Below are 22,187 nucleotides of genomic sequence, written 5' to 3' on the forward strand. Positions count from 1 at the left end.
CGCCGACGGGAGGGTGCGGGCCCTCCCGTCGCGCGCGGCCTCAGTGCTCGTCGTAGTGGCCGGCGTGAGCGGCGTGCCTGTGGCCGTCGTGGACGTAGTCCACGTGGTCGTCGTGCTGCACGGTCTCGTGGCCGCAGGCGTCGCCGTGCTCGTGCTCGGTGCTCGAGTGCTCGGCCTCCGACTCGTGCTCGTCGTAGTGATCGCCGTGCAGGGCGTGGTGGTGCGTGCCGTGGACGTAGTCGACGTGGTCCTCGTGCTGCACGGCCGGGTGGCCGCAGCCCTCGCCGTGCTCGTGCTCGGTGACGGGGTGCTCGGCGTGGAGATCGGTGGTGCTCATGGTGCTGCCTTTCCGGATGCGGGGGCCGCGGACGCGACGGACTCCAGTCGACCAGATCCATAAACGCATTGCAATGGATGCGCCTCATCGAGAGCGATCATCGTTCCCGACAAGAACGCTGGCTCACCCCTCGAGTGCGTGCCGGACCGCGTCGTCGACGATGTGCGTGACGTGGGTGTCGGCGACGGAGTAGTGCGCCTCCCGGCCCACGCGCTCGACCGCGACCAGCCCGGCGGTGCGGAGCATCCGCAGGTGCTGCGAGACCAGCGGCTGCGAGAGCCCGGTCACCTCGGCCAGCCGCCCGACGGTCGACGTCTCCTCGGCGAGGGCCCGGAGCAGGCGCAGGCGGGAGGAGGAGGACAGCACCTTGAAGAGCTCGGCGGCGGGTTCGAGGTCCTCGGTCATCTGCTCATGTAAGCAGAGGTGCATGCGCCGTGTCCGCGCGGCGTCCCGCGCGCCTCCGGCTACCCTCGGTGCGATGGACGAGGACAGGTACGGGCAGGACGTGCTCGCCGGCGACTGGCGGGCCCGCGGCAGGGTCGAGGTGGCGGTCGTCGAGGCCGAGCGCGATCTGGTCGTCGAGGAGGTCGCCTCCGGCTTCGTGGGCGCCGTACTCGGCGTGGAGCTGCGGATGGTGCGGCTGGAGGACCGGTTCGGCAAGGTCCGCGTGTTCCCGCTCGGCCCCGGGTTCCTCCTGGAGGGCAAGCCGGTGTCGCTGAAGGCGCCCGGGCTGAAGCGCGACGCGGGCCTCGGTCGCGCGCGCTCCGCCTCCGGCTCCTTCCACGTCGCCGACGCGAAGGCGCGGGTCGCCCTGCCCAGCCGCATCTACGTCGAGGGCCGGCACGACGCCGAGCTGGTCGAGAAGGTCTGGGGCCACGACCTGCGGGTCGAGGGCGTCGTCGTCGAGTACATCGAGGGCGTCGACAACCTCGACGAGCTGGTGCACGAGTTCCGGCCCGGTCCGGGGCGCCGCATCGGCGTGCTCGTCGACCACCTGGTGCGCGGCTCGAAGGAGTCGCGGATCGCCGACCAGGTCGCCGCCGGCCCCCACGGCGCCCACGTCCTCGTCGTCGGCCACCCCTACATCGACGTCTGGCAGGCCGTGAAGCCCGGCCGGATCGGCCTGGAGCGCTGGCCCGAGATCCCGCGCGGCACCGAGTGGAAGCACGGCATCTGCGAGGCGCTCGGCTGGCCCCACGAGGAGCAGGCCGACATCGCGCGCGCCTGGCAGCGCATCCTCGGCCGGGTGCGCACCTTCCAGGACCTGGAGCCGGCTCTGCTGGGCCGGGTCGAGCAGCTCATCGACTTCGTGACGGAGCCCGCATGACCCGGCACGCGGGGCTCGGCCTCGCCCTCGACGCCGTGCTCGTCCTGGTCTTCGTGCTGATCGGCCGCGGGAGCCACGACGAGGGGTCGGCCCTCGTCGGCCTGCTCACCACGCTCTGGCCGTTCCTGGCGGCGCTCCTGCTCGGCTGGGTCGTCACCCGCTCGTGGCGCTCGCCGGACCGGATCGTGCCCGCCGGGCTCGTCGTGTGGGCGGTGACCGTCGCGGGCGGGATGCTGCTGCGGATCGCCTCCGGTCAGGGCGTGCAGTGGAGCTTCGTGATCGTGACGGCCGTCGTGCTGGCCGTGTTCCTCCTCGGCCGCCGCGCGCTGACCCGGCTGATCGCGCCCCGGCGCTAGGCGGGCGGCTCAGCCCACCCGCACCCCGAAGTGCTCCGCGAACAGCGGCAGCAGGAGGCTGAGCTGCAGCTCCGAGAGGGTGGCGCCGTGGAGGCCGTCCAGCCCGGCGAGCACGTGCAGCTCGGCGCCGCGCAGATCGAGGTGCTCGATCCGCGCCCGGGAGAGATCGAGGGAGCGGACGTCGCAGTCGACCAGGCGCAGCCGCGTGCCGGTCGCACCCGCCAGGTCGAGCTCGTCGATCGTGCAGCGCTCGAGCAGCACGTCGCGCACCGCGGCGCCGCGGAGGTTCAGGTAGCCCAGCTTGCAGTCGGCGACGCGCACCTGCTCCCAGGTGCTCTCGTAGAGCTCCGCCGAGCCCACCCGGGAGGCGAGCAGCTCGACGGAGCGCAGCCGGCTCCGCGGGGCCGAGAGCCCGGGGACGTCCAGCCGCTCCAGCCGGGACTCCGCGATCGACGCGGCCCGCAGCTGGGCGCCGTCCAGGACCACTCCCTCCAGCAGGCACTCGCTGAAGGAGGCCGCGGTGAGATCGGCGCCGGTGAGGTCGGTGCCGGCGAAGTGCAGCCCCTCGGCGTGCTCCCGGGCGCCCGTGTCACCGGCGTACCCCTCGGCGAGGCCGTCGAGGAGGAGGGGGTCGAGCCGGGGAGGAGCGGTCGCGTCGCGCACGCGGCGAGCCTAGTGCTGGCACCATGGCGGCATGCCCCGACTGCTCGCCGTGTGCCGTGTCGCCCGCCTCCTGCCCGACCCCGGCACGGTCGGCGTGACCGCGATCGACAAGCGGCCCGTCGAGGGCCCGGTCGGCGTGCGCGATCTGGGCCTCTACGGCGACGTGCAGGCCGATCGCGCGCACCACGGCGGCCTCGACAAGGCGCTCTACGCCTACTCCGACGAGGACGCGCTCTGGTGGGCGGAGCGCCTGGGGCGGCCGATGGCCGCGGGGGTGTTCGGCGAGAACCTGCGGATCGGCGGCCTCGACGTGAGCGGCGCCGTGATCGGCGAGCGCTGGCGGATCGGCGAGGCGGTCGAGGTCGAGGTGACGATGCCGCGGACGCCGTGCGCGACGTTCCAGCGGGCCCTCGGAGAGCCGCAGTGGGTGAAGCGCTTCGCCGACGAGGGGCGCACCGGCGCGTACCTGCGGGTGCTGCACCGCGGCTCGGTGGAGGCGGGCGACGCCGTCGAGGTGCTGAGCCGGCCCGGGCACGGTGTCCCGGTCGACCGCTGGTACCGCGAGCACAGCCCGGCGGATGCGCAGGCGCTCCTCGAGGCGGAGGAGGCGGGTGCGCTCCGGCCGGCTCCGGCGCTGCGGGCGTCGATCGAGCGGGCGCTCGCCTGACCCGGTCTACTCCCCGCGCGCCTCGCGCTTGAGGCGGCGCTTGACCGCTCGCTCCGTGAGCACCGTCAGGTAGTCCTGCACGGGCCGGTCCTGCAGCCCCGCGAGCTCCTCGCGCACGAGCGGCGCGACCTGCTCCTCGGAGTGGTCGGGGAACTTCTTGCGCACGTTCGCGGTCACGTCGCGCACCACCTGGTCGAGATCGAAGTCGGTCGTCATGCGGAGATCCTGCCCCTCGCAGGTGAACAGGAGGGGCGCGGAGCCCACGGCCCCGCGCCCCTCCTCCGTGCCTGTCGTCAGCTCGCGGCGACGGCGATCTCGTTCGGAGTGACGTCGAGCTCGCCCGTGGCGACGATCTCACCGGTGGTGAGGTCGACGGCGTGGATGCTGTCGGCGGCCGGGTCGGTCACGTAGGCGATGTCGCCGGCGACGGTGATCGCGGGGTGCGGGTCCTGCCACTCGACCGGGCTCTCCCACGCGTCGACGACGGGGTAGGAGGCGGTCAGCTCGCCGGTCCCGGGGTCGAGCACGTGGATCGCGCCGTCCGAGGCGATCATGTACGCCAGGTCGTCGGGGCCGCGGGCGACGCCGCGGAAGGTGTACTCGACGCCCTCGGGCAGGTCGACGACGTCGAGGGTCTTCGCCTCGGTGTCGATCAGCGCGACGCGGTGCAGGAGGTAGCCCTCGGCGTCGCGGTCGTCCTTGTAGTCGCCGACGACGACCGGGCTGGTCTCGCTGACCCAGGCGTTGCCCATGCGGCCGTAGGGCTGGTCCGGCGCCTCGAGCTTGGTGATCTCGCCGCCGTCGTAGACCAGGGCGCCGTTCTCGCAGCCGAAGACGACGACCTCGTTCTCGGCCGTGCCCTCTCCGTGGACTCCGGGGCACTGGTCGTTCGTGGCCACGACGGCGCCGGAGGCGTCGCGCACCTCGATGCCGGTGCGCCCGTCGGCGTCGCCGACCGTGGTGAGGAAGGTGCCGTCCTCGAGGACGATCGAGACGCCGTGGTGCGCGTCGACTCCCGGGATGGTCTCGGTCTCGGGCATCCCGTCCGAGGTCGCGAGGTCGGCGGTCTCGAGGACGGTCGTGTCGCTCGTGCCGTCGGCGTAGAGGACGGTCTTCCCGGCGTGCCGGACGACGTGCCCCGGGGTGTCCGCGGGGAAGACGATGTCCGTCAGCTCCGGCTCGCCGCCGGTGCCGGCGGCGGTGTCGAGGAGCTGGAACCCCTCGCTCATGGTGACCATGACGTGACGGTCGTCGCCGGCGGGGTTGAGGCGGGTGAACTCCTCGGAGTCCAGGTCCGCGACGGTCTCGAGGGTCTCGCCGTCGAGGACGAGGATGCCGCCCTCGTAGGCGACGGCGACACGGGCGCCTGCGGCTGCCGCCGCCTCGGTGGCCGGCGCGGTGGCCGCCGAGGACTCGGCCGCGGGGGTCGAGCTCGACGAGCAGGCCGCGAGGACCGTGATCGAGCAGGCGGCGATCAGGCCGAGGCCCGCCCGCCGGAGGTGGGTGTTCTGCATGGGTGCTTCTTCTTCCTGGTGGTGGATCGGAGGGCTCAGGGCGAGAGCCCGGTGGCGATGCGCTGCGTGTTGACGCGCATCATGGCGAGGTAGTCGGGGGCGCCGCCCTCGGGCCCCGTCAGGGACTCCGTGAACAGCTCGACCACCTCCACGCGGATGTCGGCCTCGCTCGCGAGCGCCTGGACGAGGCGGTCGGGAGACGAGGACTCCGCGAAGACCGTGGGGACGCCGGTCTTCTCGACCGCGTCGACGAGATCGGCGAGGTCGGAGGCGGACGGCGCCGCGAGGGTCGTGCCTCCGGGGATGACGGCGCCGACGACGTCGAAGTCGAAGCGGTCGGCGAGGTACCCGAAGACGTGGTGGTTGGTGACGAGGGCGCGGCGCTCGGCGGGGATCGCGGCGAAGGCCGCGGCCATCTCGGAGTCGAGCCGCTCGAGCTCGGCGCGGTACTCGGCCGTCCGGTCCCGGACGGCGGCCGGATCGACGCCGTCGAGCTCGGCGAGCACGGGCCCGAGGGAGTCGACGACGTCGATCATCCGGCCGGGGTCCGTCCAGAAGTGCGAGTCCGGGCTCCCCTCCGCCTCGCCCTCGCTGTAGTCGAGGACGTCGACGGCGTCGCCGGCGACGAACGCGGGCACGTCCGCTCCGGAGGCCTCGTCGAGGTGCTGCTGCAGGCCCTCCTCGAGTCCGAGCCCGTTCGAGACGACGAGGTCGGCGGAGCGCAGGCGCGCCGCCTCCTGCGCCGAGATCTCGAAGGAGTGGGGGTCGGCGTCCGGCTTCATCAGCGTGACGACCTGCGCCTCGTCGCCGACGAGCTCGCCCACGACGTCGCCGAGGATGTTGGTGGAGACGATGACGAGGGGCCGGTCGTCCTCCTCCGCGGCGGTGCAGCCCGACAGGAGCAGGACCGCCGCGGCGAACGCGAGCGCCCAGCGGCGCCTCATCGGCCCGTCTCCGCCGTGAAGGCCGGCTCGGTGGCGGTCTCGAAGGTGCGGGCGAGGCGCGCGCCGTCCGCGTAGTCGATCTCGTGCAGCCTCCGCTCGGCCGGCGCGCTCAGGTAGGCCCGCTGCTGGTCGGCGATCAGGACGGGCCGCGAGCCGTCGGCCGTCGTGTCCGCGACGAGGGGCGCGGTCTCGGCGAGGACCGCGCCGTCGGAGCCGTCGAGCACCAGCACGCGGCCGTCGGCGGCGAGGGCGAGGACGGTCTCGTCCGCGTCGTCGACCGCGGTGACCTGCGCCAGCGGTGCGGGCGAGGGGAGGAGGCGCCACGAGCGCTCCCGGGTGTCGAGGAGCCAGATGCCCGCCTCGCCGGCGAGACCGGCGACCGTGGGGCGGCCCTCGCGATTGTCGAAGGACGTGGCAGGAGGCGCGGAGGTGCCGGCGGGGTAGGGGATCCGCTCGACGACGAGCTCCTCGTCCTCGATCGACGCCAGGAGCGCGCCGTCGGAGCAGCCGATGACGGCGCCGACGCGGGTCGTGATCGTCCCGGCCGGATCCGGGCAGGCCTCGCGCAGGCCCGTCGGCTCGCCGTCCGAGTCGTAGCCGGCGACGGTCGCCCCGGATCCGGATCCCTCGGTCACCAGCGCGGCCGAGCCGACGGGCACGACCATCCCGGGTCCGGGGTCGACGTCCTTCCGGAACCGCTCGACGATCTCGCCCTTCGACAGGGCCTCGGTGTCGAGGAGGACAGCCTCGCCGGAGTCGGGGAAGAAGAGTCCGGTGCCGCCGGTGGTCGAGAGGTTCGTCGTGGCGACGACGGCCGTCCCGGCGCCCTCGACCGTGCCGATCAGGCGAGGGTCCGCGCGGTAGTAGTGGAAGTGGTCGACGTGGTCCCAGGTCCACACGCCGCTGTCGACGATCTCGACGCCCGCGTCAGTCTGCGCGAAGAGGTAGCGGCCGTCGGTCGTCATCGCGCTCGGGGCGCCGATGGTGCCGAGGCCGGTGACCCTCTCGTCGAGGAGGTCGAGGTGCGACACGGCGCCCGACGGGTCGATCGACGTCAGCCCCAGGCGCGGCTCGGCGAGCTCGGCGGCGTTCGCGACGGCGCCGTGGCCGGAGCCGGTGTCGTCGGCGGCCGGTGCGGACGCGTCGGTCGAGCAGGCGGCCAGGCCGAGCGCGAGAGCGCCCAGGAGGACGGTGGAGGCGGTGGTTCGGGAGTGCACGGAGTCCTTTCGAGGGGGAGCGGGGGAGGGGCGGTGCCGGGGAGGCCTCACGCGGCGACCGGCTGAGGGGCCGAGGGGGACGCGAGGGCCGACGCGGCCGAGCGGATCGCCCAGGACACGGCGGCGACCGCGATGGCCGTGCCGGCGACCGAGGCGCCCGCGGCCGTCGCCGCGTGCCAGGAGACGAGCAGGCCGATGAGCACGGAGGCAGCGCCGAGGATCGACGCGAGCAGCATCCGGGTCGGGATGCGGGTGGTCCAGTGCCCCGCCGCGACCGCGGGAGCCAGCAGCAGTCCGACGACGAGCAGCGAGCCGACCGCCTGGTAGGAGGCGACGACGGCGAGCGTCACGAGGCCGACCAGCGCCGCCTGGGCCGAGCGGGGACCGAGACCGAGCACGGCGGCGATGCGCTGGTCCAGCGCCAGGGCGACCAGCGGACGGTGGAAGACCGCTGCGACGAGCAGGCCGGCGGCGGCGGCGGCGGCGAGCAGCCCGATGTCGACGGGGGTGATCGCGAGGATGTCCCCGAAGAGGAGGGAGGTCGCGTCCGTGGCGAAGCTGCCCGAGTGCGAGATGACGATGACCCCCAGCGCGAGCATGGCGACGAAGAGCAGGCCGATGCTGGTGTCGTAGGACAGGCGTCCGCGCCGCTGCAGGGCGGCTATGCCGAGGCTCATCAGCACCGCGCTGGCCGTGCCGCCCACGAGGACGGGGGCGCCGAGCACCGTCGCGAGGGCGACTCCGGGGAGCATCCCGTGGGCGAGGGCCTCGCCGAGGAAGGCCATCCCGCGGAGGACCACCCAGGTGCCGACCACGCCGCAGAGGACCGCGACGAGGACGCCGCCGAGGAGGGCGCGCTGGAGGAAGTCGAGAGCGAACGGCTCGAGGATTCCGGCGAGGAGGCTGGGCATGGTGCCCGACCGTACACGATAATGAGAACGGTTATCACTCCTGTACGCTCGTCGGGATGGACGTCTCACCCCTGCCCGAGCCCCCGGTCCGCCTCCGAGGCGCGCACGTCGACTTCGGCTCCCGCCGCGCTCTCGCGGGCGTCGACCTCGACGTCGCCGCGGGCTCGCTCACCGCGATCGCCGGGCCGAACGGCGCCGGCAAGTCGACGCTCCTGGAGGTGATCGCGGGAGTGCGTCCTCTGACGTCCGGCACGAGGGACGTCACCGGAGCGATCGCCTTCGTGCCGCAGCGGGCGTCGATCCCGGACCGCCTCCCGGTGACGGTGCGCGACGTGGTGGCGGTGGGCACCTGGGGCCGGCTCGGCCGCCTCCGCCGCAGCGACGCGCGGGCCGCGGACGCGATCGCGACGGCGCTCGAGCGGATGGAGATCGCCGCGCTCGCCCGGGAGCCCTTCGCGGTGCTCTCCGGAGGTCAGCGGCAGCGGGCGCTCCTCGCCCAGGGGCTCGCCCGCGGGGCGGACCTGCTGCTCCTGGACGAGCCCACCACCGGTCTCGACGCTGCGAGTGCGGAGCGGATCCGGTCGGTCCTGCGCGCGGAGGCGTACCGCGGCGCGACGGTGGTCTGCGTCTCGCACGACCCCGCCGTGCTGGCCGACGCCGACCGCGTCGTCGCGCTCGCCGAAGGAGCCCTCACCCCGGCGCTCTGACCGCGGTGAGGCGTCACGAACGGTCGTCATCGGAGCGCAATCACGACCGTCCGTGACGCCTCGCGCAGGGCCGCGGGCTGGGAGGATGGGGGGATGACCTCGACGCTGCTCGACCGGATGCCGACGCCCGACGCGGACGGGCGCGTCGACGACGACGCGGTCTACCTGGCCTTCACCGAGTGGGCGGAGTCGCGCGGCCTGCCGCTCTACCCGGCCCAGGACGAGTCCATGCTCGAGATCGCGTCCGGGGCGAACCTGATCCTCTCGACGCCCACCGGCACCGGCAAGTCGCTCGTCGCGATCGGCGCGCACGCCGCGGCGCTCGCCTCCGGACGCCGCAGCTTCTACACGGCGCCGATCAAGGCGCTCGTCTCCGAGAAGTTCTTCGCGCTGGTCGACGTCTTCGGCGCCTCCAACGTCGGGATGGTCACCGGCGACTCCTCGGTGAACGCCGACGCGCCGATCATCTGCTGCACGGCCGAGATCCTCGCGAACCTCGCGCTCCGGCACGGCGAGGACACCCCGGTCGACCAGGTCGTGATGGACGAGTTCCACTTCTACGCGGACCCGGCGCGCGGCTGGGCCTGGCAGGTGCCGCTGCTCACCCTCCCGCACGTGCAGTTCGTCCTGATGTCGGCCACCCTCGGCGACGTGACGGCGCTCGCCGCCGACCTCAGCCGCCGCACGGGGCGGGAGACCGCCCGGGTCACCGGTGTGGAGCGCCCGGTGCCGCTGCACTACTTCTACGAGATCGCGCCGATCCACGACTCCATCGAGGAGCTGCTCTCGACGAACCAGTCGCCGGTCTACGTCGTGCACTTCTCGCAGGCGGCCGCGCTCGAGCGCGCGCAGGCGCTCACCAGCGCGAACATCGCCACCCGCGAGCACCGCGACCGCATCGCCGAGGTGATCGGCGGCTTCCGCTTCACCACCGCGTTCGGCAAGACCCTCTCCCGCCTGCTCCGGCTGGGGATCGGCGTGCACCACGCGGGCATGCTGCCGAAGTACCGCCGGCTGGTCGAGCAGCTCGCCCAGCAGGGCATGCTGCGCGTGATCTGCGGCACGGACACTCTCGGCGTCGGCATCAACGTCCCCATCCGCACCGTCCTGCTCACCGCGCTGACCAAGTACGACGGCACCCGGACGCGCCAGCTCTCGGCCCGCGAGTTCCACCAGATCGCCGGCCGCGCCGGTCGCGCCGGCTACGACACCGCCGGGACCGTGGTCGTGCAGGCCCCCGAGCACGAGTCCGAGAACCGGAAGGCTCTCGACAAGATGGGCGACGACCCGAAGAAGCGGAGGAAGTGGGTCGCCAAGCGCGCGCCCCAGGGCTTCGTCAGCTGGGGGGAGCCCAGCTTCCGCAAGCTCGTCGACGCGGAGCCCGAGACGCTGACCTCGCACATGACGATCACCTCGGCGATGCTGCTGAATGTGATCGCCCGCGGCGGCGACGCCTACGCGAACGTGCACGCCCTGATCTTCGACAACCACGAGCCGTGGAAGCGGCAGCTGCAGCTGGCCCGCCGGGCGCTCGGCATCTACCGGACGCTGCGGGAGGCGGGCGTGGTCGAGCAGAGCGTCGGCGCCGACGGCGTGACCCGCATCCGCCTGACCGTCGACCTGCAGCCGAACTTCGCGCTCAACCAGCCGCTCTCGCCGTTCGCGCTGGCCGTGTTCGACGTGCTCGACCCGGAGTCGCCGAGCTTCGCGCTCGACGTGATCTCGGTGCTCGAGGCGACCCTCGACGATCCGCGCCCGATCCTCGGGGCGCAGCAGTTCCAGGCCCGCGGCGAGGCCGTGGCCGCGATGAAGGCCGAGGGGATCGAGTACGAGGAGCGGATGGAGCTGCTCGAGTCCGTCACGCACCCCAAGCCGCTCGAGGAGCTCCTCGAGGCGACCTTCGAGACCTACACCGCCGCGCAGCCGTGGGTGAAGGACTTCGAGCTCTCGCCGAAGTCGGTCGTCCGCGACATGTACGAGCGGGCGATGTCCTTCGGCGAGTACACCGCCTTCTACAAGCTCTCCCGCTCGGAGGGACTGGTGCTGCGCTACCTGTCGGACGCGTTCCGCGCGGCCCGGCAGACCATCCCCGACGAGCTCAAGAACGAGGAGCTGCACGACCTGATCGAGTGGCTGGGCGAGCTGGTGCGCCAGGTCGACTCCTCGCTGGTCGACGAGTGGGAGGAGCTGGTCAACCCGGCGCTCCACGCGGCGGACCAGGCGATCGTGCCGCCCGCTCCGCGCCGCCTCACCGCCAACCACCGCGCCTTCCGCGTGCTGGTGCGCAACGAGATGTTCCGCCGCGTCACGCTCGCCGCCCTCGACGACCACGAGGCGCTCGGCGAGCTCGACGCCGCCGCAGGCTTCGACGCCGACGCCTGGGGCGCCGCCCTGGACGACTACTACGACGAGCACGACAGCATCGGCATCGGGCCCGACGCCCGGGGGCCGAAGATGCTGCTCGTCACCGAGGAGCCGACGCAGTGGCTCGTGCGGCAGATCCTCGACGATCCGGCCGGCGACCACGACTGGGGGATCTCGGCGACCGTCGACCTCGCCGAGTCGGACGAGCAGGGTGCGGCCGTCGTCCGCGTCACCTCGGTCGGCCGCCTGGACTGATCAGCGGCCGCGCTTCTCCCGGCGCTGCATCTCGGCGGCGATGTCCGCCTCGGTGATCTCCTTGCGGGTGGGACCCCAGATCGAGGCGGCCTGGCCGACCACGCCGATCCCGATCCCGATCATGGGCCAGATCGGCCAGAAGTAGCCGTCGGCCCCCGTGGCGACCCAGACCGCGGTCGTGATCGCCGAGACACTGGCCCATCCGCCGACAGAGCCCAGGAAGTCGCGGCGCCGCTTGACCTCGCGCACGGCCAGCGCCCGCTCGGCGTCCTCGACGCGGGCGGGCTCCACCGCCTCGCCGGAGGCGGCGGCCGGGACGACCTCCGCGGACCGGTCTCGCCGGGCGGACGGATCCGGAGTTCCCCACTCGTTCGTCATGCGGCCAGCCTACGCAGGGGCCGTCGGCAGCGGTACGCGGGCGTCGGCGGCGGTCGCCGGCTCCGGCTGGCAGTGCGGGCACCACCAGGTGCGGCGCTGCTCGGGGTCGTCGCGGACCTCCTCGCGGACGAGGACCGTCGTGCCGCAGCGCAGGCACGGGCGCCCGGCGCGCCCGGCGACCCAGTGCCGCTCGCCGCGGCGGGCGTCGCCGGTGGTGGTCTGGAACATCCCGGGGATCGTGACGGAGGCGCGGAGGCCTCTCGCCGCGGTCGCCACGAGGGCGCGGACGTCGAGGGAGCCGATCGGCCGCCAGGGCCAGGCGCCGCGGAGGAAGCAGACCTCGTTGGCCCAGAGGTTGCCGAGGCCGGCGAGGCAGCGCTGGTCGAGGAGCGCGGCGACGACGGGCCGGTCCGGGAGGCGGGAGAGGCGCCGGACGGCCTCGTCGGCGTCCCAGTCCGCGCGGAGCGGGTCGGGACCGAGGTGCCCGACGGCGCGCGGCTCGTCGCGGGTGGCGAGGAGCTCGACGACCGGGAGGTCGATGCCCCAGACGGTCGAGCCGTCGTCGAGGCGGAGGCGGACGCGGACGTCCTTCTGCACCGAGCGGGGGACCGCGCGTCCGGGTGCGGTCACGGTCCAGGAGCCCTGCATCCGCAGGTGGGTGTGCAGGGTCGATCCGCCGGATAAGCAGGTGAGGAGGTGCTTGCCGTGGGTGTCGTGCTCGAGGATCCGCAGCCCGGCGAGGGAGGTGCCGGCCGCCTCCCCGGAGCGCAGCTCGCCCTCGAGGACGGTGCGCCCGTCCGCCGCCCGCCTGAGGCGGGCGGCGAGACGGTGCACACTGTCTCCCTCGGGCATCCCCGAACTCTAGGAGCCGGAGCTCGTCGAGATCAGGGGTCGCGCGGGATCAGGCGCCGCGGTACGCCTGCTTGTAGACGCGCTCGGTGCCGTCGGGCGCGGTGACCTCGATGGTCGCCGTGCCGGCCTTGATCGGCTTGAAGACGGTCACGGTCTTCACCGTGAACGACTGGCCGGGCTTGACCGACTTCTTCGTCTTGCTTCCGTAGGCCGTCGTGATCTCGATCGAGACCGTCTCCGGTCCGTTGTTCACCGCCGACACTGTCAGCGTCCGCACGACGGCGAGGCGCTTGGTGGAGGCGGTGGTCGCGACGTCGATGACCGTGACGGGCTCGGGCTCCGGGTCCGTCTGGGTCTCGGGCAGGTCGAGGCCGACGACGACCGGGTCGTGGTCGCTGGAGCGGTACGCCGAGGTGTCGTAGAAGATCGTCGCGTTGTAGTCGTAGCGGCTGTACTCCAGTGCCACGGACTCGCCGCTGTTGATGTTCCAGGTGTCGACCCCGGTGACCGTCCTGTCGGCCGCGGGCGAGGCGAAGACGTGGTCGAGCGAGCCGACCGCGCCGTCGAACGAGTACGAGTACTTGCCGTCCTTCGCGCCCTGGTCGATGTAGCCGGCGTCGGTGATGACCTTCACCGGGTCCTCCTTCGAGTAGGCGTTGAAGTCGCCCAGCAGGTAGACGAGCTCGGTGGCCTTCTCGGTGCGGAGGCGGTCGGCGAAGGCGACGAGGGCGGTCGCCTGCTTCACGCGCGAGGCGTTCGAGGCGCCCTGGCCGTCGCCCTGGTCGGCGTCGGCGCCGGACCCGGAGCCCTTCGACTTGAAGTGGTTCACGATCGCGACGAACTCGCTGGCGCTGTCGCCGAGGAGGCGGAACTCCTGGGCGAGGGGCTTGCGGGCGTTCGAGAAGTTCACCGTGTCGTTGAGCACGACGGACTCGCCGACCGGCTCGATCGCCGCCTTCTTGTAGATGAAGGCGGTGCGGATGACGTCCTCGTCCGCGAGCGCGGGGAGCGCTGCGGGGGAGGGGACGTAGGCCCAGACCTCGGAGCCGGCCGCCGTGTTGAGCGCGGCGGTCAGGGTGGCGAGGGCCTCGTCGCGCGGCTTGCCGAACTTGGCCGAGTTCTCGATCTCCTCGAGCGAGACGACGCCCGCGCCGAGAGTGTTGATCGCGGTCACGATCTTGGCCTGCTGGCGCTCGAGGTCGTCGGCGTTCGCCGCTCCGCGGGCGTCGCAGCCGCTGTTGACCGTGACGGGGTCGCCGTCGCGGTCGGTGTAGAAGGTGCAGCCGGTGATCGAGTCGCCGGTGGTGGAGAAGTAGTTGAGCACGTTGAAGGACGCGATCGACAGGTCGCCGCCGACGGCCTCGGGCTTCGCGGTCCGGGTGTTCGCGAAGGTCGCGGGCTGCACGTCGCCGGCGTTCTCGACGGTCAGCTGCGTGGTCGGCTGGAAGGCCCAGCCGCCGTTGCGGTAGTCGAGGACGACGGGGCGGGTGAAGGTCGCCGGAGCGCCGACGCGGATCGGCGCGGTCGGGGTGAGGTAGGGCAGCGGGATCGCCTTGTTCGCGGCGGCGCCGAGGAAGTTGATCGAGGCCCCGTCGTCGAGGGTGATCGCGCGGGCGGCGTTGTCGGCGACGACGGCGGCGAGCTCCGGCGAGCCGGGGCGGGCGACCTCGGTCGGCGTGAGCAGCGGGGACGTGCCGGCGGCGAGGCCGACCGAGCCGAAGCTGTTCAGGTCGAAGGTGTCGGTGACGGTGTAGGCGCCCTGCGGGGCGATCAGCATGCTCTCGAGCACCTCGCGCTCGGCGGCGGTGCGGGGGAGCGCGGCAGCGGCCGGGACCGGCGCGGCGGCGGCGTCGAGCTTCACGACGGTCGCGGCCGAGGTGGGGGTGAGCTCGGTCAGGCCGTTGTACTCGCTCACCTCGCCGGTGATGCGCAGGTGGTCGCCGATCGCGACCGACCCGACGGAGGCGGAGGAGAAGACGAAGACGGCGTCGGAGGCCGTGCGCGAGCTCTCGCTGCCTGTGCCGGGGGTCTGGATGACGTAGCCGTTGTAGCCGCCGGAGGGGTAGCGGGCGGTGACGACGCCGGAGGTGGTGACGGTGCTGCCGACGAGCGGCGACGCGTCGCCGGTGCCCTGGATCTCCGCGATCGAGACCGCCGGGACGTCGGTCGGCGGGGTCGTCGGGGGAGTGGTCGGCGGGGTCGTCGGCGGCGTCGTGGGCTCGGGCTCGGATCCGGTGCCCGCGGCCTGCGGGGTCGGTGCGCCGAGCACGAAGTCGGTCGAGTTGACGTCGGTGTCGCCGGTGGCGGTGTCCGCGCGGGCGATGGTCTGGGTGAGCGAGGGGACCGTCGCGACGGACGACTCGAAGGTGTTCGAGGTGCCGTAGCCGACGAGGTCGATCACCGCGTCCGGCTGGGCGGCGGCGCCGGTGGGCGGAGCCACGAGCGCCGAGGTCCCCTCGACGAGGAAGAGGGTGCCGCCCGCTGCGGCCATGTTGAGGCCGTTCGCGCTCTGGTCGGGCGTCGGCAGGGCCGCGCCGTTGGTGCCGTTGCTGGCGCCGGCGAGGAGGAAGTGGCCGCCCGCGGGGACCGAGCCGGTGAGCGGCACGGTCGTGGTGGGGTTCGCGGTGCCGGTCGCGGAGCGGTACTGGATCGAGAGGCCGCCGATGGCGATCTCGGCGGCGGTGGGGTTGTAGAGCTCCACGTAGCGGTTGCTGAACGCGGCGCCGGCGGAGCCTCCGCGGGCGAAGACCTCGCTGATGACGAGCTCGTCGCCCGAGGGCGCGGCCGTGGCGGAGGTCGCGACCAGCGGAGCGGCCGCCAGGGCCAGGCCGGTCAGGGCCGCCAGGCCGAGCCCGCGCCTCCGGCGGCGGTCGGGCGGGGTGGGAGAGTCGGGCATGGTGGTCCTCTCGATCGCCGCTCGGAAGAGCGGTCGCAGCGTCGTCGCCGCGCGGCGCGGCCGGCGCACCCCCGGAAGGGGCACGCATGGTCACGCTATGCAGTGCGGGTGCCCGGCCTGTGAACCGGACGTTTCATGAACGTAAACTCATCCACCGACATCGGGGCGCGCAGCTGCCGCTCGCGGCGCGTTCGCGGCTTCGCGGGCCACACTCGTCGGATGATCTCCTTCGAGCTGGCCCGTGCCCTGCGCACGGCGGGCGTGCGCTGGACGCCCCGCACCGGTGACCGCTTCCGCATCGAGCGCGAGGGCTTCGACGGCGACGTCTTCACCGTCAGCGACATGACCATCGAGGCGCACGAGTACCCGAGCGGGACCGTCCTGGGCTTCAACGGCACCACGGAGTGGGCGCTCGACTCCGTCTCCCTGGAGGACTCGCTCTGGCTGCCGCGGGAGGACCAGCTGCGCGAGCTCCTCCGCGGGACCTTCCGCTCCCTCCGGCGCCTCATGGAGCCGGAGGCGCGGTTCGCCGTCGAGGTCGAGCTCGGCGGGCGGGCGCGGACCTTCGAGGACGCGGCCGCCGAGAACGCCTACGCGGAGGCGCTGCTCGCGCTGGTCAGCTCGGTCGCTGTCGACCTCGACGACGTGGACGATCTGGACGCGGCCGAGGAGCCCGGCCGGGCGGCCGAGCGGGCCTGATGCGCGGGCGAGCCCCGACCGGCCGGATCCGGCGGGGCTAGGACGCCGCCTTCTCCGCCGCCGCGGCCTTCTTCGGGGTCCGCTTCTTCGCGGGCACGTCGGCGGTCTTCTCCGTGTCGGACGTCTTCGCGGCGGACTTCTTCTTCGCGGCGGTCTTCGCAGGAGCCTTGGCCGCCGCCTTCGCCGCCGCCTTCTTCGGGACCGCCTTCGTCGCGGCCTTCTTCTCGGCGGGCGCCTCCTCCGCCGGCGCGCCCTTCGCCCCGCGGCTGCGCTCGACCGAGCGCTTGAGCGCCTCCATCAGGTCGAGCACCTCGCCGCCGCCGCCCTCCTCCTCCGGCGCCTCGCCGAAGGTCGCGGCGGTGTCGAGGGCGTCGCCCTGGTCGATCTTGGCGTCGATCAGCGTGCGCAGCTCCTCCTGGTACGCGTCGTGGAACTTCGCGGCGTCGAAGTCCTCCGAGTAGGAGTCGACCAGGTGCGCCGACATCTCGAGCTCGCGCGCCGCGATCCGGGTGCTGCCCTCCAGCGACGGGAACTCGACCTCCCGCACCTCGTCCGCCCAGAGCAGGGTCTGCAGCATCAGGAGCTTGCCGCGCACCCGCAGCGCCGCCAGGCGGGTCTTCTGGCGCAGCGCGAACTCGACGATCGCGGTCCGATCGGTCTGCTCGAGCGTGCGCCGCAGCAGCACGTAGGCCTTGGGGGAGGAGGAATCCGGCTCCAGGATGTAGGCGCGGTCGAACATGATCGGGTCGACCTGCTCGCTGGGCACGAACTGCACGACGTCGATCTCGCGGTCGCGCTCCTCCGGCAGGGCCTTGAGCTCGTCCTTCGACAGGACCACCGTTCGCTCGCCGTCGTCGTAGGCCTTGTCGATGTGGTCGAAGGTGACGACCTCGCCGCAGATCTCGCACTTGCGCTGGTACCGGATCCGCCCGCCGTCCTTATCGTGCACCTGGTGCAGCGGGATGTCGTGGTCCTCGGTCGCGCTGTAGATCTTCACCGGCACGTTGACCAGGCCGAAGGTGATCGCGCCCTTCCAGATGGCTCGCATGCGCCCAGTGAACACCGTGTCCCCCGGCCGCCGGAAGCCCTGGCGGCGGCACGGACGAGCCCCGGGCCCTCGAGACCGCTCGCGGGAGCGGGGTCTCGACGGCCCGGGCTCGTCCGGCCGGACGTGTCAGCCGATCGGCGTCGGGTCCACCGGGTCGGGCGGCACGGGGAGGGAGCCGTTGATGCGGTTCTGCGCCTGGCACTGGCTGGTGCAGTTGGTGGCGCCCTGCGAGAGCTCCACGGCGTCCTCGCCGAGCACTCCGCCGAGACGCCCGCCGGGAGCGACCGACCAGGTGGTGGTCGTGGCCGTCTGCGAGGTCTTCGTCGCGACCTGAGGGCTGTCCTTGCCCAGCAGCATCGAGTGGTAGCCGGTGGCGCTCTGCGCCGGAGTCACGGCGTCGACGCCGTTCCCGAAGTTGATCTTCCCGGTGAAGCTGTTGACGAAGTAGAAGAGGCCGGGGCCCAGCGTGTGCACCAGCTCGACGTTCCCCGCGAACTCGGGCTCCATCTGGAAGATGCCGCCCTGCGCGCCGTCCTTCGCCTGGACCTTGAGCTTGCCGGTCGCCGTCTGCAGGATCACGACGAGACTGTCGTCCTTCACCTCGAGCGACGAGATCCGCACGCCCGCGCGCTGCGCGGCCGTGAGCGTCGGGACCTTGGAGGAGAAGACGACCGTCGGAGCGGTGACCATGCGCTGGGTGTCCGGAGCCCCGGTGAGCGTGTAGTCGTAGACGCCGAGCGTCGAGGGGCGGAGGTCGAAGCGGTTGTTGACGCCGCGGACCGCGATCGTGCCGGTCGCGGCGACGTCCTTGAGCTTGACGTCGCGACCGGCCGCCGGGTTGTAGGTGGTCCCGTTCACGGTGACGGAGTAGTCGCCGCCCGCGGAGGTGGTCTTGGCCTGGGCGGGGGAGGCGGCCAGGCCGGTGAGGAGCAGCGCGGCCGCGGCGATCGCCACGGTGCGAGCGGTTCTGCTGAAGGGGGACATCGAGGGCCTTCCTGTCGACCGGCGCCGTGCCGGTGCGGGGTAGGAGGCCACCCTCGCGCGTCCTGCGGCGCGCGTCGATCGGACCTTGGTACTAGTACCCCTCTCCCGCGGGTCAGGGCGCCAGGTGGTCGCGCGCCCAGAGGGCCGCGCTGGTGCGGTCGCGCACGCCGATGCGGGTGAAGGCGTGGCCGGCGTGCACCTTCACCGTGCGCTCGGCGATCCCCAGCTCGTGCGCGATCCGCCGGTTCGTGAAGCCCGAGGCGATCAGCCGCAGCACCTGCTCCTCCCGGACGCTCAGGCCGAGCCCGCCCGGTCCCGCGCCGGGCAGGAGTGCGCGCGCCGCCCGCGGATCCAGGGGAGCGTCTCCAGCGGCCGCCGAGCGGATCGCGGCCAGCACCGACTCCGGATCGGCGTCCTTCAGCTGGTACCCCTGGGCGCCGGCGCGGAGAGCGGCGAGCACGCGGGCGCGGTCGTCGAAGGAGGTGAGCACGACCACCCGGGTGGTGGGGAGGACCTCGCGGAGGCGGGCCGTCGCCTCGATCCCGTCCATCCCCGGCATCGAGAGGTCCATCAGCACCACGTCCGGAGCGAGACCGGGAGCGAGGGCGAGCGCCTCCTCACCGCTGGAGGCCTGGCCCAGCACGCGGAGACCCTCCGCGGCGCCGACGAGACCGGCGAGTCCCGCACGCACCAGCGGATGGTCGTCGACGATCAGGACGCCGATCATCCCGCGATCTCCAGCCGCCAGTGCGTGCCGGCACCGGGCGCCGTGCGCAGGCGCAGCTCCGCCCCGTGCTCGAGCGCGAGGTCCCGCAGGATGCGCAGACCCAGGTGCCCCTCCGCAGGGCGGGCGAGAGCCGCCTCCGCGTCGAAGCCGACGCCGTCGTCGACCACGTCGAGGACGGTCGAGCGGCCCTTCCGCGTGCGGAGGCGACGCAGCCGCACCCGGACCCGGTCCGCCTCCGCGTGCTTGACCACATTGGCCAGCGCCTCGTTCGCCACCCGGAAGAACAGGCGCTCCCCGGCGGCGTCGAGCCCGGTCATCGGCGGGGCGTCGACCACGACCTCCACTCCGCGGGCCCGGGTCGTCGTCGCGAGGTCCTGCAGTGCGGCGGCGAGGCCGGCGTCGGCGAGGCTCGGCGGGTAGATGTCGACCAGGAGCGAGCGCAGCCCGCCGAGACCGGCCCGGATGGTCGTCGCGACCCCGGCGAGCTCCTGGGCGAGCGGCGCGCCGCGTTCCGTCCCCGCCTGCTGGGCGAGGGCGTGCACCGCGAAGGAGGCGGCGGTGAGGTCCTGGACGGCACCGTCGTGGACCGTCGCGGCGATGCGCCGGCGCTCGTCGGCGGAGGCGTCCAGCGCGCGCTGCAGCAGCGCCTCCCGGTGCAGGCGGGACCGGTCGAGGAGCGAGATCAGCCGGGCGAGCACGGGCAGGAGCACGACCACCAGGAGGACGATGCTGCCGAGCGAGATGGCCGCGAAGCTGCGCCACAGCTCGCCGCTGCGCTCCACGACCTCGTCGTAGCGGACGTAGCTCTCGAAGAGCAGCGGCCGCCCCGAGGGGGTCCGCACCGAGCGGTAGGCCTCGAGCAGGCGGCCGCTGTCGCGCTCGTACACGTTCTCCGGCGCCTGCAGGTCCGAGGCCTCCGCGTGGACGGCGTCGTCCTCGAAGGCCTCGAGATCGTCCTCGTCGAGGTCGAACACCCGGCCGAGCAGGCGCGGCTCGTCCGAGTAGAGGATCCGCCCCGTCCGGTCCCACAGCTTCACGCGGACGAGCGAGGCGTCGAGGACGTGGGCGCGGATCTCCGAGTCCAGCGCCGCGATCGCGCCGGGCTGCTCGGAGAGCACGCCCTCGGAGAGCGCGGGCTCGACGATCACCTCCGCGAGCAGGTCGGCGGTGTCGGCGGCGTCGTCGATCGCCTCGCTCTCGGCGAGGCTCCGGGCGGCCTGGACGTCCAGCAGGCCGATGCCGGCGATCAGCGCCAGCGCCAGGACGACGACGCCCGTGAACAGGCGCCGTGGGCGCAGGACGGGCTCGGCCGGGTGCTCTCCCGCGGCGGCGACGACGATCCACGAGGAGTCCATGTCCGGCGAGGCTACCAACGGAGCGGCCGCACCGGGGGGCGCGGTCCGCGGCTGCGAGGACCGGCAGGATCGCGCTCGGAACGACGGAGCCGCCCGGGCGTCGCACGGGGCGACGGCCGGACGGCTCCGGGGTGGTGGCGGCTAGCCGCGCTCGGCGCGCTGACGGCGCAGCGCGGCGAGCAGGAGTCCGCCGACGCCTCCGGCGATCAGCAGTCCGCCGAGGCCCAGCGGCAGGCCGATGTCGGCTCCCGTCGAGGCCAGGGGCGGTCGGCCGCCGGGGTGCGGCGCCACGGCGGTCGGCGTGCTGCTCGGGGTCGGAGCGGCCGTCGGCGCGGTGGTGGGCGCGGTCGTCGGAGCGACGGTCGGCTGCGCGGTCGGGGCGACGGTCGGCTCGGCGGTCGGGGCCACGGTGGGCTCCGGCGTCGGGGTCGGCGTGGTCGGGTCCTTCTCGGCGTCGATCGCGGAGGTGTCCGCGGCGAACGAGGCGGTCACGAAGGCGATGGCCTTCGACGTGATGCCGAGCGCCTCCTGGTTGATGTTGTCGATGTCGTCGGCGGCGGAGTGGTAGTTCGGGTCGTGCGTGATGCCGGCGGTGCCGCCGAACAGCGCGACCTCCTCCTCCGTCTTGACGTCGTCGGCGCCGGTGAAGACGCCCGAGGACGGGATGCCGACCGAGATGAAGCCGTCGTAGTCGCTGCGGCCGTCGAACGCAGTGTCGATCCAGGGCTGGTCGATCGAGTCGAAGTAGTCGGTGAACGCCTTCTCGGTCGCGATCGAGCCGGCGGGCACGTCCACGGGGGCCTCGTAGGTGGACTGGTCCGCGTCGTAGACGGAGATCACGTAGTTCGGCGAGGCGACCATGTCGAAGTTCATGTAGGTCGCGATCTTCGAGGCGTCCTCCTCCGTCAGGGAGTCGACGTAGGTGTAGGAGCCGACCAGGCCGACCTCCTCGGCGCCCCACCAGGCGAAGCGGACCGCGTTGGTCGTGTCGCCCGCGGCGGCCAGCTGCACGGCCGTCTCGAGCAGCGTCGCGGATCCGGAGCCGTTGTCGTTGATGCCGGGGCCGGCGGGCACGCTGTCGAGGTGCGCGCCGAGCATGACCACGTTGTCGTGGTCGCCGCCCGCGGTCTCGGTGACGATGTTGAAGGTCTTCACGTCGGTCGTCGTCTGGTCGATGAGGAGCGAGACGCTCGCGGGGAGCGACGCCAGCAGCGCCTGCCCCTCGGCCTGCGTGATGCCGACGCCGGGGACGGCGGCCTCGTCCTGTCCGCCGAACGTCCCGTTGAGGGCGTCGCTCGGCGCGTTGTCGTAGATCACGATCGCGGCGGCGCCCGCGGCACCGGCGGCGATCGACTTCTCGAGGAAGCTGCAGGTGCCGCGGCTCACAAGCGCGACCTTCCCGGTGGCATCGAGGCCGGTCCAGGCGTCGGCGGTGCAGCCGAGCGGATCGACGGGGGCGATGAGCTCGCCGGTCACGCCGCCCTCGGGCGTCGACGGAGTGAACTCCATCGGGGTGCCGACGGCCCCGGTGCCGGTGGTCAGCGTGAACGCGTCGATCGTCTGCGTCGCGGTGGTGAAGTCCTGGCGCTCCGACGTGTAGCCGGCGTCCGCGAGGACCTTCTCGATGTACTCGCCGCTCAGCTCGTAGCCCGGGGTGCCGATCGCGCGGGTGCCGCCGTTGGCGTCCGCGATCGCCTGGAGTGCCTCCAGGTGGGTCATGATGCCGTCGACCGTGACGGTGTCGGCGAAGTCGACCGGCTCGACGGCGCTCGCCGTCGGCGCGAAGGCGAAGCCGGCGACGAGGGCGCCCGCTCCGATCAACGCGCTCGAGCCGATCAGCGAGCGGCGTCGGCGGCCGCTCGGGGTGTTCGTGGTGGTTCGCGCCACTGGGGCTCCCTCTCCTCGAGAACGGGCCGCCGCGTCGGCGGCCCCGACGCGCGCCTCCCGAGAACTGGGAGGTCATCGCGTCCTCTGCGAGGGTATTCA

At 73.2% G+C, this 22,187-nt stretch carries 22 protein-coding genes; 6 read left to right on the forward strand and 16 right to left on the reverse strand.

Features of this window, described 5'->3' with window-relative positions:
• Positions 1-40: 40 nt before the first annotated feature.
• Both GSU45_RS05040 and GSU45_RS05045 read right to left on the reverse strand, forming a co-directional pair.
• Positions 41-337: a hypothetical protein gene (locus GSU45_RS05040; protein ID WP_159913222.1), complete on the reverse strand. Its 297-nt coding sequence runs from the start codon at positions 335-337 to the stop codon at positions 41-43.
• A gap of 123 nt (positions 338-460) precedes the next feature.
• Complete coding sequence (locus GSU45_RS05045) at positions 461-742, reverse strand: metalloregulator ArsR/SmtB family transcription factor (RefSeq protein WP_104222235.1); 282 nt, start codon at positions 740-742, stop codon at positions 461-463.
• Between the two features lie 73 nt (positions 743-815).
• On the opposite strand from GSU45_RS05045, the gene GSU45_RS05050 reads away from it, so the two are divergent.
• Positions 816-1,664: a DUF3097 domain-containing protein gene (locus tag GSU45_RS05050; protein ID WP_159913224.1), complete on the forward strand. Its 849-nt coding sequence runs from the start codon at positions 816-818 to the stop codon at positions 1,662-1,664.
• Positions 1,661-2,020 carry a DUF3054 domain-containing protein gene (locus tag GSU45_RS05055; RefSeq protein ID WP_159913226.1) on the forward strand — a complete coding sequence of 120 codons (360 nt, stop codon included), beginning with the start codon at positions 1,661-1,663 and terminating at the stop codon, positions 2,018-2,020. Before GSU45_RS05050 ends, GSU45_RS05055 begins: the two co-directional genes overlap by 4 nt.
• Positions 2,021-2,029: 9 nt before the next feature.
• On the opposite strand, the gene GSU45_RS05060 is transcribed toward GSU45_RS05055, so the two are convergent.
• Positions 2,030-2,683, reverse strand: a complete 654-nt coding sequence (locus GSU45_RS05060) for a pentapeptide repeat-containing protein (RefSeq protein ID WP_159913228.1) — start codon at positions 2,681-2,683, stop codon at positions 2,030-2,032.
• A 31-nt stretch (positions 2,684-2,714) separates the two neighbouring features.
• Between GSU45_RS05060 and GSU45_RS05065 the strand changes: the two genes are divergently transcribed.
• The gene (locus tag GSU45_RS05065; protein WP_159913230.1) at positions 2,715-3,350 is read left to right on the forward strand and encodes an MOSC domain-containing protein; all 636 of its coding nucleotides are present in this window, start codon (positions 2,715-2,717) and stop codon (positions 3,348-3,350) included.
• Positions 3,351-3,356: 6 nt separating this feature from the next.
• Here the strand turns inward: GSU45_RS05065 and GSU45_RS05070 are convergent, their stop codons facing one another.
• From GSU45_RS05070 to aztB, 5 genes are all read right to left on the reverse strand, one after another.
• Positions 3,357-3,566, reverse strand: a complete 210-nt coding sequence (locus tag GSU45_RS05070; RefSeq protein ID WP_068254857.1) for a hypothetical protein — start codon at positions 3,564-3,566, stop codon at positions 3,357-3,359.
• Between the two features lie 77 nt (positions 3,567-3,643).
• Positions 3,644-4,864, reverse strand: coding sequence for a zinc metallochaperone AztD (aztD, locus tag GSU45_RS05075; protein ID WP_159913232.1), 1,221 nt, complete (start codon positions 4,862-4,864; stop codon positions 3,644-3,646).
• 35 nt (positions 4,865-4,899) lie between these two features.
• Entirely contained in the window at positions 4,900-5,808 is a 909-nt protein-coding gene (gene aztC, locus GSU45_RS05080; protein WP_159913234.1) for a zinc ABC transporter substrate-binding protein AztC, read from the reverse strand.
• Positions 5,805-7,025, reverse strand: a complete 1,221-nt coding sequence (locus GSU45_RS05085) for an ABC transporter (protein ID WP_159913236.1) — start codon at positions 7,023-7,025, stop codon at positions 5,805-5,807. Before GSU45_RS05085 ends, aztC begins: the two co-directional genes overlap by 4 nt.
• Before the next feature lie 47 nt (positions 7,026-7,072).
• Positions 7,073-7,936: a zinc ABC transporter permease AztB gene (aztB, locus tag GSU45_RS05090; RefSeq protein ID WP_159913238.1), complete on the reverse strand. Its 864-nt coding sequence runs from the start codon at positions 7,934-7,936 to the stop codon at positions 7,073-7,075.
• 56 nt (positions 7,937-7,992) lie between these two features.
• On the opposite strand from aztB, the gene aztA reads away from it, so the two are divergent.
• Together aztA and GSU45_RS05100 are read left to right on the forward strand one after the other, a co-directional pair.
• Positions 7,993-8,643, forward strand: a complete 651-nt coding sequence (aztA, locus tag GSU45_RS05095; protein WP_159913240.1) for a zinc ABC transporter ATP-binding protein AztA — start codon at positions 7,993-7,995, stop codon at positions 8,641-8,643.
• Between the two features lie 93 nt (positions 8,644-8,736).
• Positions 8,737-11,262, forward strand: coding sequence for a DEAD/DEAH box helicase (locus GSU45_RS05100; RefSeq protein WP_159913242.1), 2,526 nt, complete (start codon positions 8,737-8,739; stop codon positions 11,260-11,262).
• Here GSU45_RS05100 and GSU45_RS05105 read toward each other — a convergent pair whose 3' ends face one another.
• The 3 genes from GSU45_RS05105 to GSU45_RS05115 are packed head-to-tail and all read right to left on the reverse strand — an operon-like array spanning position 11,263 to position 15,388.
• Positions 11,263-11,640 (reverse strand): 2TM domain-containing protein, encoded by a 378-nt coding sequence (locus GSU45_RS05105; RefSeq protein ID WP_159913244.1) that lies wholly within the window; start codon positions 11,638-11,640, stop codon positions 11,263-11,265.
• A gap of 9 nt (positions 11,641-11,649) precedes the next feature.
• The gene (locus tag GSU45_RS05110; protein ID WP_159913246.1) at positions 11,650-12,492 is read right to left on the reverse strand and encodes a DNA-formamidopyrimidine glycosylase family protein; all 843 of its coding nucleotides are present in this window, start codon (positions 12,490-12,492) and stop codon (positions 11,650-11,652) included.
• 49 nt (positions 12,493-12,541) lie between these two features.
• Positions 12,542-15,388 carry an ExeM/NucH family extracellular endonuclease gene (locus GSU45_RS05115; protein ID WP_159913248.1) on the reverse strand — a complete coding sequence of 949 codons (2,847 nt, stop codon included), beginning with the start codon at positions 15,386-15,388 and terminating at the stop codon, positions 12,542-12,544.
• Positions 15,389-15,607: 219 nt separating this feature from the next.
• Between GSU45_RS05115 and GSU45_RS05120 the strand changes: the two genes are divergently transcribed.
• Positions 15,608-16,087 (forward strand): pilus assembly protein CpaE, encoded by a 480-nt coding sequence (locus tag GSU45_RS05120; protein ID WP_244248224.1) that lies wholly within the window; start codon positions 15,608-15,610, stop codon positions 16,085-16,087.
• A 37-nt stretch (positions 16,088-16,124) separates the two neighbouring features.
• On the opposite strand, the gene GSU45_RS05125 is transcribed toward GSU45_RS05120, so the two are convergent.
• The 5 genes from GSU45_RS05125 to GSU45_RS05145 form a co-directional block, all read right to left on the reverse strand.
• Positions 16,125-17,135 carry a Ku protein gene (locus GSU45_RS05125; RefSeq protein WP_159913250.1) on the reverse strand — a complete coding sequence of 337 codons (1,011 nt, stop codon included), beginning with the start codon at positions 17,133-17,135 and terminating at the stop codon, positions 16,125-16,127.
• Positions 17,136-17,261: 126 nt separating this feature from the next.
• Positions 17,262-18,119 carry a hypothetical protein gene (locus GSU45_RS05130; protein WP_159913252.1) on the reverse strand — a complete coding sequence of 286 codons (858 nt, stop codon included), beginning with the start codon at positions 18,117-18,119 and terminating at the stop codon, positions 17,262-17,264.
• 112 nt (positions 18,120-18,231) lie between these two features.
• Positions 18,232-18,846 carry a response regulator transcription factor gene (locus GSU45_RS05135; protein ID WP_159913254.1) on the reverse strand — a complete coding sequence of 205 codons (615 nt, stop codon included), beginning with the start codon at positions 18,844-18,846 and terminating at the stop codon, positions 18,232-18,234.
• Entirely contained in the window at positions 18,843-20,201 is a 1,359-nt protein-coding gene (locus GSU45_RS05140) for an ATP-binding protein (protein WP_159913256.1), read from the reverse strand. Before GSU45_RS05140 ends, GSU45_RS05135 begins: the two co-directional genes overlap by 4 nt.
• 141 nt (positions 20,202-20,342) lie before the next feature.
• The gene (locus GSU45_RS05145; protein WP_159913258.1) at positions 20,343-22,088 is read right to left on the reverse strand and encodes a M28 family peptidase; all 1,746 of its coding nucleotides are present in this window, start codon (positions 22,086-22,088) and stop codon (positions 20,343-20,345) included.
• Positions 22,089-22,187 lie beyond the last annotated feature (99 nt).

The sequence above is a fragment of the Rathayibacter sp. VKM Ac-2801 genome (genome assembly GCF_009834245.1).
Taxonomy (GTDB): Bacteria; Actinomycetota; Actinomycetes; order Actinomycetales; family Microbacteriaceae; genus Rathayibacter.

Excerpts from the sequence above, each read along its gene's own strand:
- GSU45_RS05040 (WP_159913222.1), bottom strand. The coding sequence starts at position 337 with ATGAGCACCACCGATCTCCACGCCGAGCACCCCGTCACCGAGCACGAG.
- GSU45_RS05045 (WP_104222235.1), bottom strand. The coding sequence starts at position 742 with ATGACCGAGGACCTCGAACCCGCCGCCGAGCTCTTCAAGGTGCTGTCC.
- GSU45_RS05050 (WP_159913224.1), top strand. The coding sequence starts at position 816 with ATGGACGAGGACAGGTACGGGCAGGACGTGCTCGCCGGCGACTGGCGG.
- GSU45_RS05055 (WP_159913226.1), top strand. The coding sequence starts at position 1,661 with ATGACCCGGCACGCGGGGCTCGGCCTCGCCCTCGACGCCGTGCTCGTC.
- GSU45_RS05065 (WP_159913230.1), top strand. The coding sequence starts at position 2,715 with ATGCCCCGACTGCTCGCCGTGTGCCGTGTCGCCCGCCTCCTGCCCGAC.
- GSU45_RS05070 (WP_068254857.1), bottom strand. The coding sequence starts at position 3,566 with ATGACGACCGACTTCGATCTCGACCAGGTGGTGCGCGACGTGACCGCG.
- aztD (WP_159913232.1), bottom strand. The coding sequence starts at position 4,864 with ATGCAGAACACCCACCTCCGGCGGGCGGGCCTCGGCCTGATCGCCGCC.
- aztC (WP_159913234.1), bottom strand. The coding sequence starts at position 5,808 with ATGAGGCGCCGCTGGGCGCTCGCGTTCGCCGCGGCGGTCCTGCTCCTG.
- aztB (WP_159913238.1), bottom strand. The coding sequence starts at position 7,936 with ATGCCCAGCCTCCTCGCCGGAATCCTCGAGCCGTTCGCTCTCGACTTC.
- aztA (WP_159913240.1), top strand. The coding sequence starts at position 7,993 with ATGGACGTCTCACCCCTGCCCGAGCCCCCGGTCCGCCTCCGAGGCGCG.
- GSU45_RS05100 (WP_159913242.1), top strand. The coding sequence starts at position 8,737 with ATGACCTCGACGCTGCTCGACCGGATGCCGACGCCCGACGCGGACGGG.
- GSU45_RS05105 (WP_159913244.1), bottom strand. The coding sequence starts at position 11,640 with ATGACGAACGAGTGGGGAACTCCGGATCCGTCCGCCCGGCGAGACCGG.
- GSU45_RS05110 (WP_159913246.1), bottom strand. The coding sequence starts at position 12,492 with ATGCCCGAGGGAGACAGTGTGCACCGTCTCGCCGCCCGCCTCAGGCGG.
- GSU45_RS05115 (WP_159913248.1), bottom strand. The coding sequence starts at position 15,388 with ATGCCCGACTCTCCCACCCCGCCCGACCGCCGCCGGAGGCGCGGGCTC.
- GSU45_RS05120 (WP_244248224.1), top strand. The coding sequence starts at position 15,608 with ATGATCTCCTTCGAGCTGGCCCGTGCCCTGCGCACGGCGGGCGTGCGC.
- GSU45_RS05125 (WP_159913250.1), bottom strand. The coding sequence starts at position 17,135 with ATGCGAGCCATCTGGAAGGGCGCGATCACCTTCGGCCTGGTCAACGTG.
- GSU45_RS05130 (WP_159913252.1), bottom strand. The coding sequence starts at position 18,119 with ATGTCCCCCTTCAGCAGAACCGCTCGCACCGTGGCGATCGCCGCGGCC.
- GSU45_RS05135 (WP_159913254.1), bottom strand. The coding sequence starts at position 18,846 with ATGATCGGCGTCCTGATCGTCGACGACCATCCGCTGGTGCGTGCGGGA.
- GSU45_RS05140 (WP_159913256.1), bottom strand. The coding sequence starts at position 20,201 with ATGGACTCCTCGTGGATCGTCGTCGCCGCCGCGGGAGAGCACCCGGCC.